Annotated in this window: 1 protein-coding gene; it reads right to left on the bottom strand. The window is 70.8% G+C overall.

The window, feature by feature from the left end:
• The coding region (locus A5704_RS09550) for an amino acid adenylation domain-containing protein (protein ID WP_156737646.1) at window positions 1-3,381 on the bottom strand (3,381 nt) is incomplete at both ends.

Here is a 3,381-nt window from a genome sequence, read left to right as displayed (position 1 = left end):
AGCCAGTCGACGTACTCGTCGATGCCGATGCCGTCGTCGTGCGGGTTCATCACGTGATACGTCTCGAACCCTTCGACGGTCCGGCCACCGAGCGTGGTGACCGCCTCGGCGACGAACTCCACCGGCAGCGCGTCGAAGTGCGAACGGCGCCGGTTGCCGTCGCCGTCCAGCTGGTAGAACGACCGCGGCGCGACGCCGGTGGCCACCAGGCTCAGCACCATCCGGGTGAACATGTCCGACAGGTTGAGTTGGCCGGCGTAGCTGGTGTCGGCGAGGATCATGTCGCAGCGGAACACCGAGACCGGCAGCCCGCACAGGTCGTTGGCCTCGCGCAGCAGCACCTCGCCGGCCCACTTGCTGTTCCCGTAGCCGTTGGAGTAGCCGCCGTCGATGGTCCGGGTCGGGCTGATGACGCGGATGTCGGCGTCTTCGGTGAACGCCGCCGGTTCCACCCCGTCCCCGACGTTCGCCGTCGAGACGTAGGAGTACGGCTTGAGCTTGCCGGTGAGGGCCAGCCGGATCAGCTCGGCGGTGCCGACGACGTTGGGGCCGAACAGCTCGCTGTAGGGCAGCGCGCCGTTGACCAGGGCGGCCGAGTCGACGATCAGGTCGATGGTGTCGGCGAGCCGCCGCCAGATGTGTTCGTCGAGACCAAGATTCGTCGCACCCTTGTCACCGGCGATCACCTCGAGGTGGTCGGCCGCGAGGTCCTGGAAGTAACGCAGCAGCTTCGGGTCACCGCTGTCGAACGTCTTCTCCAGCCGCAGGCGCGCCTCCTCGTCGGAGCCGCCCCGCACCAGACAGATCAGTTTGCCGCCCACCGGCTCGAGCCGCTCGAGCCACTGCAGCGCCAGATAACGCCCCAGGAACCCCGTCGCCCCCGTCAACAGGACCGTCCGCACCTGCGAGCTCGGCCCCGGCAGCGCGGGCGCGGCGCTCAGCGTCGCGGCATCGATGAACCTGTCCAGGGTCAGATCGCTGGCGTATACCTCGGTGGCGTCTCGACCGTGCACCGAGGCGAAGCCAGGGCCGTATTGGTCGGCGTGCCGGTCCAATTGCTGACTCAGGTTCCGCACCGACGGCGCGTCGAAGACGGCGCGCACCGGCAGATGGACACCCAGGGTGGTGTGGATGGCGGCGACCAGGCGCATCGCCGACAACGAGTCACCGCCGAGGTCGAAGAACGATTCCTCGACCCCTACCCGGTCCGCCCCCAGGACTTGGGCGTAGATGTCGGCCAGCGTCTCCTCGACCGGAGTGGCCGGCGGGCGGTAGCGATCACCGTCGGCGTAGGTCGGTGCCGGCAGCGCGCGCGCGTCGAGTTTGCCGTTCACCGTCAACGGCAGCGTGTCCAGCACCACCACCGCCGCCGGGACCATGTAGGCGGGCAGCCGATCGGCGAGCGCCGCGCGCAGCGTGACCGGGTCGGCGGCGCCCGTGACGTACCCCACCAGCCGCTTGTCCCCCGGGCGGTCCTCGCGGGCGATCACGGCCGCCTGCTCCACCCCGTCGGATGCGGCCAGGGCCGCCCGCACCTCGCCGAGTTCGACGCGGTGCCCGCGGATCTTGACCTGTTCGTCCGCGCGGCCCAGGTACCGCAGCTGCCCGTCCGGGCCCCAACACACCAGATCCCCGGTGCGATACATCCGGGTGCCGGGCGCCCCGAACGGGCACGCCACGAACCGTGACGCGGTCAGACCCGCCCGGCGCACGTATCCGTACGTCACCCCCGCGCCGGCGACGTACAGCTCGCCGACGACACCGGTGGGCGCTTCGCGCAACCGCCCGTCGAGCACGAACAGTGCCGCCGCCGGCACCGGCGAGCCGATCGGCGGGGTTCCCGACTCGGGCGCCAGCGGCGCGCTGATCGCCACGCACATCGTGGTCTCGGTCGGGCCGTAGACGTTGAGCATCGTCCGCCCCGGCGCCCACCGGTCCACCACCTCTTCCGGGCACGCCTCCCCGGCCACCACCAGGGCGGCCGAGTCCAGCTCGTCGAGCGGGAGCATCGCCGCCTCCGACGGCGTCTGGGTGAGCACGCCGACCCGTTCGGCGCTCAGCAAAGCGTGCAGGTCTTTCGGGGACCGGGCGGTCGCGTCGGGCACCACCAGCACCCGGCCGCCGTGCAGCAGCGCACCGAAGATCTCCCACACCGACACGTCGAAGACCAGCGAATGGCTCTGCGCCCACACCGCGGCCACCGGCAGGGGCGCGTCGAGGGGGGCGAACAGCTGCGTGACGTTGCGGTGGGCCACGGCCACGCCCTTGGGAGTTCCCGTGGTTCCGGACGTGTAGATGATGTAGGCGATGTCGTCGGCCGTCGGTGCCGCGGGCAACGCGCCACCGGACTTAGCGTCCAGAGCGGCGTCGTGAACGTCGACGACGGCGAATTCGAACCCGTCCAGCCGCGACCGGAGGTCGGCGGTCGTCAGCGTGGCGGCCGGGGCGGCGTCGGTGAGGATGAACTCGATCCGCGCCGCCGGCAGCGCCGGATCGATCGGCAGGTAGGCCGCCCCGGTCTTGAGCACCGCGAGGACCGCCACGATCGCGTCCGCCGAGCGGTCCATCAGCAGCCCGACGCAATCGCCCGCACCGACCCCGCGCCCTACGAGCAAGTGCGCCAACCGGTTTGCGGCCCGGTCGAGTTGCCGGTAGGTCATCGAGCGGTCCCCGCAGCTGACGGCCGCGGCGCCCGGGTCGCGGGCGACCTGCGCGGCGAACACCTCCAGGATCGACGGCGGGGTCGGCGGTCGGTGCGACACCGCGCGGTTACCCCATTCGTTTAGGCGGGCGCGCTCGTCGGCATCGAGCATGTCGATCGACGACAACGGACGGCCGGGGTCGGCGGTCACGGCCACCAACACCTGGTAGAGGCGCTTGATCAGCGCTTCGATGGTGTCGGCGTCGAACACGTCGGTGCGGAACTCGACCTGGCCGCCGATTCCGGCGGCTTCGCCGGTGTCGTCCCAGTGCTCGCCCAGCGAGAAGGTCATATCCATGCGCGCGGTGTGGGTGTCCACGGGCAACGGGGCGACCCGTAGATCGCCAAGGGTCAGTTCGGCGGGGTCGTTGTTCTGCCATGCCAACATCACCTGCACCAGCGGGTGATGGCTCAGGCTGCGGGCCGGGCGAAGCCGCTCCACCAGCACCTCGAAGGGCACATCCTGGTGCTCGTAGGCGGCCAGGCTGCGCTGCCGCACCTGGGACAACAGCTCGGCCACCGTCGGATCGCCGGCCAGATCGACCCGCAGCACCAGCGTGTTGACGAAGAAGCCCACCACGTCGTCGAGCAGCGGGTCGCGCCGGCCGGCGATCGGGAAGCCCACGGCCACCTCGCTGCTTCCGCTCATGGTCGACAACAGCACCGCCAGCGCGGCCTGG

The organism is Mycobacterium sp. E735 (assembly GCF_001666955.1).
Classification (GTDB): domain Bacteria; phylum Actinomycetota; class Actinomycetes; order Mycobacteriales; family Mycobacteriaceae; genus Mycobacterium.
Note: the sequence above shows the minus strand (reverse complement) of the source record. Positions and strands in the feature narration are given on the sequence as shown.